This window comes from Arthrobacter sp. Y3225116 (genome assembly GCF_059091245.1).
On record NZ_JBNHGL010000023.1, the window covers coordinates 20,590 to 27,135 of the forward strand.

At 64.5% G+C, this 6,546-nt stretch carries 6 protein-coding genes; 2 read left to right on the top strand and 4 right to left on the bottom strand.

Annotated elements, in window-relative coordinates:
• Nucleotide 1 precedes the first annotated feature (1 nt).
• Together AC5RV2_RS04425 and AC5RV2_RS04430 are read left to right on the top strand one after the other, a co-directional pair.
• Nucleotides 2–862 carry an ABC transporter permease gene (locus AC5RV2_RS04425; protein ID WP_494091352.1) on the top strand — a complete coding sequence of 287 codons (861 nt, stop codon included), beginning with the start codon at nt 2–4 and terminating at the stop codon, nt 860–862.
• A gap of 51 nt (nt 863–913) precedes the next feature.
• Nucleotides 914–2,056: an ABC transporter substrate-binding protein gene (locus tag AC5RV2_RS04430; RefSeq protein WP_494091353.1), complete on the top strand. Its 1,143-nt coding sequence runs from the start codon at nt 914–916 to the stop codon at nt 2,054–2,056.
• Between the two features lie 682 nt (nt 2,057–2,738).
• On the opposite strand, the gene AC5RV2_RS04435 is transcribed toward AC5RV2_RS04430, so the two are convergent.
• From AC5RV2_RS04435 to AC5RV2_RS04450, 4 genes are read right to left on the bottom strand one after another with little or no spacing between them, the layout of a single operon-like run.
• Nucleotides 2,739–3,353, bottom strand: coding sequence for a TetR/AcrR family transcriptional regulator (locus AC5RV2_RS04435; protein ID WP_494091354.1), 615 nt, complete (start codon nt 3,351–3,353; stop codon nt 2,739–2,741).
• A gap of 9 nt (nt 3,354–3,362) precedes the next feature.
• Complete coding sequence (locus AC5RV2_RS04440; protein ID WP_494091355.1) at nt 3,363–4,562, bottom strand: NAD(P)/FAD-dependent oxidoreductase; 1,200 nt, start codon at nt 4,560–4,562, stop codon at nt 3,363–3,365.
• Complete coding sequence (locus AC5RV2_RS04445; protein WP_494091356.1) at nt 4,559–4,753, bottom strand: ferredoxin; 195 nt, start codon at nt 4,751–4,753, stop codon at nt 4,559–4,561. The genes AC5RV2_RS04440 and AC5RV2_RS04445 overlap by 4 nt, the downstream gene beginning before the upstream one ends.
• Nucleotides 4,750–5,922, bottom strand: coding sequence for a cytochrome P450 (locus AC5RV2_RS04450; RefSeq protein ID WP_494091357.1), 1,173 nt, complete (start codon nt 5,920–5,922; stop codon nt 4,750–4,752). Before AC5RV2_RS04450 ends, AC5RV2_RS04445 begins: the two co-directional genes overlap by 4 nt.
• Between the last annotated feature and the right edge of the window lie 624 nt (nt 5,923–6,546).

The window sequence follows — 6,546 nt, forward strand, 5'->3', positions numbered from 1 at the left end:
CATGGCCATCGAACTCGGTCAACTGAAGCCCAGCAACGCCTCACAAGAGCTGAAGCCCAAGCCCCGATTCACCCTACGCAACTCGCTCCCCGAGGTCGTCGGCATCCCCCTGCTCATTATCGCGATAATCATCCTCTGGGAAGTCGCTGTCCGCGTCTTCAACGTCCGCTCCGTCATCCTCCCCTCACCCGTCGCGGTGTGGGAGGCGCTGCTCCGCGGCCTGTCCATGAACCCGACGAATCCCACCAGTTACATCCAGCACATGCTGGTCACGCTCTGGGAGATCATCGCAGGCTTCGGCATCGGCGCGATCGTCGGCATCGTCCTGGCGCTGATCCTGTCACAGATCCGCCTCTTGGAGCGCGTCATTCACCCCATCGTGGTGGGCTTCCAATCGGTGCCCAAGATCGCTGTTGCCCCGCTATTCATCATCTGGTTCGGCTTCGGTTCGGAATCGAAGATCGCACTGGTCTCCATCATCACCTTCTTCCCCATCCTCGTGGCCGGTATGGCTGGCTTTAAGTCAGTGGAGTGGGAGCGGCTGGACGTCATGCGGTCCCTCGGCGCCACCCGTTGGCAGACGTTCTCCAAGCTTGTACTGCCCGGCTCCCTGCCGTTCCTCTTCACCGGACTAGAAATCTCACTGGTGCACGCCATGACGGCGACCATCGTGGCCGAATTCCTGGCCGGCCGTTCGGGGCTAGGCGTGCTCATCGTCCAAATGCAGCAGGTGCTGGACACAGCAGCAATCTTCTCAATTCTCGTCATCCTCGGCGTCATGGGCTGGATCCTCGTTCTCATCCTCACCACTATCCGCAAGCGACTCGTCTTCTGGTCCCCCGACAGCCGCAAGGGCCGCTGACCCGATCCCCTCGACCTGCATCACCGTCAACTCACACCTAGGAAGGTCAACATGGGCATCTTCACGTCCGCGACTCGCACCACACCACGCACCCGCCGGGTCGGACTTGCGGCCATCGCCGCGACAGGCGCCGTCCTACTCGCCGCCACCGGCTGCGCCCAGTCCCAAGGGGCTCCCGGCGCGGAGGGCTCCAGCGGCGCAGCCGAAACCCAGAGAATCACCGTCACCGTCCCGTTCGGCGACGGCAGTCCCGCCGCCATCCCGCTGTGGATGGGCGAGGAACTAGGGTACTTCGACGAGGAGGGCCTCGACGTCGAGCTCGTCCAACTGGCCGGCCGCCCCGCCGAAACCGTGGGACTCGTCGTCGCCGGCCAAGCCGATCTGGTCGTCTCCGCCGCCGAATCGCTGATCGTCCCCGCCGCCAACGGAAATGCCCAGGGCTTGTCCTGGGTCTTCACGCCGTACCAGAGCCCGACGCTCCGCATCGCCGTCCCCGAGGACAGTGCCGTCCGGTCGGCCAAAGATCTCGAGGGCAAGACCGTAGGCATGGCCGCCCTCGGCGCACCATTCGAAACCTTTGCCCGCGCGAACATACACGCAGACGGCGGTGACGGCACCAACATGGAGGCCGTGGCGGTCGCCGGCGCCGGCGCTATCGAATCCCTCAACAAGGGCGACATCGACGCCTTTATCGACAACCGTTCCTCCATCGACCTCGCCGCACTGTCCACAGGTGTAAGGGTGCGAACCCTCGACTTCCCCGGCGACGTGGGCAAAAACCTGGCCGCCGGCGTGATGATCCGGGACAACTCCACCGAGGAGGAGAAGACGACTTACGGCAAGTTCCTCCGTGCCTACATCAAGTCCGCAATTTTCGCTCAGGAGAACCCCGAGGCCGCCGTCAAGATGAACTGGGAGAAGTACCCAGCCAGCAAAAAGTCGGAGCTGTCCGAGGATGAGAACATGGCGCAGGCCAAGACCGTACTGCTCGGCACCGTAGACGAGTTCAAGCCGGCCGAGAACGGCCAGTGGGGGTACCTGGAGCCGAAGCGGTGGGACGCCCACCTCGAGTACCTTGGCCTAACCGGAAAGATCAAGGAACTGACCTCCCTCTACGACAACTCCTTGTTGGAGACCATTAACGACTTCGACGAGGAGGCCGTGCGCGAGCAGGCCCGCAACTGGGAGGGTTGACAACCTGTCCGGGCGGCTGCCGCGCAGCCGCCCGGACGACGACGGGATAGCAGCAATACCTGGCCGAATTGTGGTGGCCCGGAAGGGGGCTTGAGACCGGGGAGATCATTGCTGGCTCCGGCCTGACGCAGGGCCGGGGAGGGTGCATTATTGTCCGCCATCACCTGCCCCGCCCAAGGACACCGAGGAGCGCGTGTCCTCTGCGAAGTGGTGAACATGACAGATATCCCGTGGGCAAGTTACCGCAGCTGAAATCCGTAAAGAAGTGAGTCCGGGAACGTGGCCGGCCCGCGGTACCCACGCCGATCTTTGCCCAGCCGATTCTCGTGCAGGGATCCTCCAACGAACACATTCTCGGGCGGGACGATCGCGACAATTTCTCGAGATTTGGACATCAATGTTCGTGCCAGTTTCAAAGTGGCCGGCACCAGTGCAGATGTTTACACGGCTCTACTGCGGATTTTGCTGTCATTTGCTGCTGACGGCTTCTGCTCCGTTCGTCCTACCCGCCGGCGATTGCGTTGCCCATGGAGCCCGGAATCGGTCGTAGCTTTGGCGTTCCTACTTATCCGGCCAACGCCGATACGCCGATGCAAGACGTCTTTCGTACGGGCTGAACGGCAATAACCAGGGAGACAACCCTTAATAGGTCCGTCACCCGGAGGCAGGCGCTTTGATCCGATCAGCCGTCGTCACCGAGCAGGTGATACCAGCTGTCGGCGAGCACCCCGAGCGCGTGGTCACGGTTTGGCTCGGATTCTCGATGCGTCCAGAGTGTGGAGACGTATTCGAGCTGCGTGAACGCGAGCATTCCGCGGATGCGGTGTGTCTCGTCTGAGAAGCGGCCGGCCAGCCTCAACCCCCGGACGATGTCGGAGATGACTTCCTCACGCCATTTCTTGACCAGGGCACGCACTTCGCGGTCGACCGCAGCGGCCTCGTCGAGCACGTCTAGGTACGGTCGGAAGAGGGGCCAGAGCGCAGCGCGGGACTCAAGCCAGGCGAGGATGCCTGACAGCTCGCCCTCGCGCACGACGTCGACCAGTTCGGGGGCGGTTGACCCGCGCTCAAGGTGATCGGCCCGGTCGAGGACGGCGTTCACGCGTGCCATGAAGTCCCTCATGAGGTCACTGCGCGACGGGTAGTACGCGTAGAAGGTCACGCGCGTGGTGCCGGCGGCAGCAGCGATCTCGTCGATCGTTGTCGCCGCGTACCCTTTCTCCGTGAAGAGTTCGAGTGCCCGTTCGACGATCCTGTCGCGGGTCAGCTGTTTTTGGGCTTCTCGCAGCGACGTCATGAGTCGATCCTATCGGTGGTTCAGCGCACTCATCGCGGTAGCCGGTTGCAGCGCGGACGGTCCTGTAGTGGCGAGGCGACGCAGTCTGGGAATGGGGATGCGGTAGTTGATCGCCGCCGCGGTTCCGGGGCCGCCGTCCACGTTCTCCCAGTGCAGCAGCATCGAGTCCGCGTCGCCGCCCGGTTGCAGGTAGTAGGGTGCCCCGGTCACGGGTGTGAAGCCTATTGCTTTGAGCGACAGCCCGAATCCTTCGGTCCAGAAGTACGGTTGGAAGTCGAGCTCCGGCGCCGCATCGCCTTTCAGCAGGCCGGCAGCCGCGACCTTGGCCTGGTCGATGGCGCTGGTCCATAACGGCACCCGCCCTACCCCGCGGCCGGTCGGGAAGAACGCCACATCACCGGCGGCAACAACGTCCGGACGGACCCGGCCGCGTGAATCGACGCGCAGCGCCCCCTCGGCGAGGAGACCCGAACCGGCCAGCCAATCGGTGTTCGGCTCGTCGCCGATGGCCGTGACGACGAGGTCCGCCTCAAGCTGGGTGCCGTCGGCGAGGGCAACCCGAGTCCCCGAGCCGGAGTCAACGAGTCGCGCCCTGCTGCCGCTGACGAACCGCAGTCCGCGCCGGACGGCGGCAGACGTGAAGATCTCGGACAGGTGGTCGCCGAGTTGGCGCGAGAGGGGCCTCACATCGGAGACCAGCGTGACCTCGCAGCCGACGTGCAGGCAGCCCGAGGCGACCTCCATGCCCAGCGGTCCGCCGCCGACCACGATCACCGAGGGGCGGCCCGCGACCCGCTGCTTGAGTTCCACCGCGTCCTCGATCGTGCGCAGTGTGAGCTCCCGGGGAGCGCCCCCGGGCAGCGGGCCCGGGCTGAGTCGCTTGGCCCGGGAACCGGAGGCGATGACCAGGCCGTCGTACGGCAGCTCCCCGCCGCCGTCGGTCCGGACGATTTTGGCTTCCGGGTCGAGGCCTGTTGCGCTGACGCCGAGAAGTTCGGTCGCTTCGTGGGTTGGCTCGGGCAGCTCGTGGGCTTGCAGCCCGCCGTCGCCATGCAGCAGCGCCTTCGACAGGGCCGGACGGCTGTACGGGTGGTGCGGCTCGGCCCCGACGACGGTCAACTCGCCGTCGAATCCGTTCGAGCGCAGCGAGTCGCAGGCGGTGAGTCCGGCGATGCCGTTGCCGACGACGACGATCCGCCGCATCGTCATTTCTCCGCCAGCCGCAGCGCGGCGACCGGGCACACCCGTACCGCGGCTTTTGCGGCTTCCAAGTCGACCCCATCGACCTCGGGGGCGTCAATGTGGAGTTCGCCGTCGTCGTCGAGGTGCATGAGCTTCGGTGCGGCTTCCTCGCAGAGTCCGTGTCCTTCGCAGCGCGGGCGGTCAAGTTCGATCCTCACACTGCCACGACCTTGACGACTTGGAGCTTCTCGTGGCTACGCGTCATATTGCTCGGCACCCGGACCTCATCCGCTATCACCAGTGACTTGACCCGACGGGCGAGTGCCTCGATGATCGCGTGGGCCTCAAGCTTTGCCAGGCCCTGGCCGGCGCACCCGTGCGGCCCGTAGCCGAAGGTGAGATGGTCAACCGGGTTGCGCGTGACGTCGAAGACGTCGGGATTCTCGTAGTGCCGCGGGTCGCGGTTGCCGGCGCCGAACAGGATGCCCAGCTGGGCTCCTGCGGGAACGGTTGCTCCATCGATTTCGACGTCGCGGGTCGCGGTCCGGCCCCAGATGTGGATCGGGGGCCAGTAGCGCAGCACCTCGGCGAACGCTGCGGGCACGAGCTCCGGGTTCTGGCGGACGAGCTCAAGCTGCTCAGGATGGCGGCCGAAGAGTGCGACGATGTTCCCGATTGAGGCGATCGTGGTGTCGACGCCGGCGCCCAGGTACTGGTGGATGATGTGCCCTGCGGCTCCTTCCGGGATGTCGCCGCGGGTCTCGGCGTCGAAGATGCCGCGACCGATTGACCCCGGTACCAGGTCGTCGGCGGTGACGGAGGAGCACCAGGCGTAGAGCTCGCCGGCGATCGGGAAGTTCTCCTGGGTGCGGTGGTTCATCGGTCCGAGGACCTGCATCGCGGCCTGCCCCCAGCGCAGCATGTTGTCCTTCACGTGGCCGCTGAAGCCGATGAGGTCGGCGACGATTTCGAGCGGGAAGGCCCGTGCGAGGGAGTCGATGGCTTCGAAGCTGCCGCTGGCGACGAGGTCGGCAACGAGCTTGTCCGCTTTCTCGTCGATGGTGACCTTCAGTCCGCGCAGGGCACGCGGCGTGAGGTTCTCCGACAGGGTGGCGCGCAGCTGGGTATGCGTTGGCGGGTCGGAGGCCAGCGAGGTGCCCTGCAATGCCTCGTTCACCATCGGGTTAAAGCCGAGGCTCGTGGAGGAGAACGTCTCCGGATCGCCGAGGACTTCACGGATGATGTCGTAGCGCGTGAGAACATATAGGTCATTCTTCGGCAGGCGGACGACCCCGGCCTGCTCGCGCAGGGCGGCGTAAGTGGGGTACGGGTCGACGAGAACGTCATCGTCCCAGATGTCGATGTCTGATTCGGTGGGTGAAGTCACGGTGTTCTCCTTGCAGATGGTGATTAGTGAGGTGGGTTAAGCCCGCCGGCACACAGCCAGCGCTACAGGCGGCTACGAAAGTGGCCCGCGTTGATCCTTGGCACGAATAAGGGTTCGGCTCGTCGATAACAGCCCCTCGTTTCCGTCGACTCTTTAGCTCTAGCGGGCGGCCCCTTAGTCGTTGAATCGCTGCGGCCGCACCTCATTACTGGATAAAACTTCACATATTGAAAAGAACTCAATATGCGACGGATGCAGAGACCCTGCGGCTGCCGGTGATGCCCCGTCCGAATGTCTGCAACGAGGCGAATCACTGCGGACATTCAAATTACCCGACGACAGTTTCCTTGACATGACGTAAAGCATAGTGTGATGCTGGCTACACCGCAAGGGAGGGCTGGTAAGGCCAAACCTGCCGGGACACGCCCATTCAGCACCGAGTCTCAAGGGAGAACCTAGTGAGCCAGCCCATCCCAGTCGACCCAGATGACGCTTTCAACGCCGCCGCCGTTCAACGCGCCACTGTCAATACGGTTCTTGGTCCCGTGCCAGCCCATGAGTTGGGTGTTGTCGCGGTCCACGAATCCCTGCTCTCCGTCCTCCCGGGCGCACAGTACGCCCCGG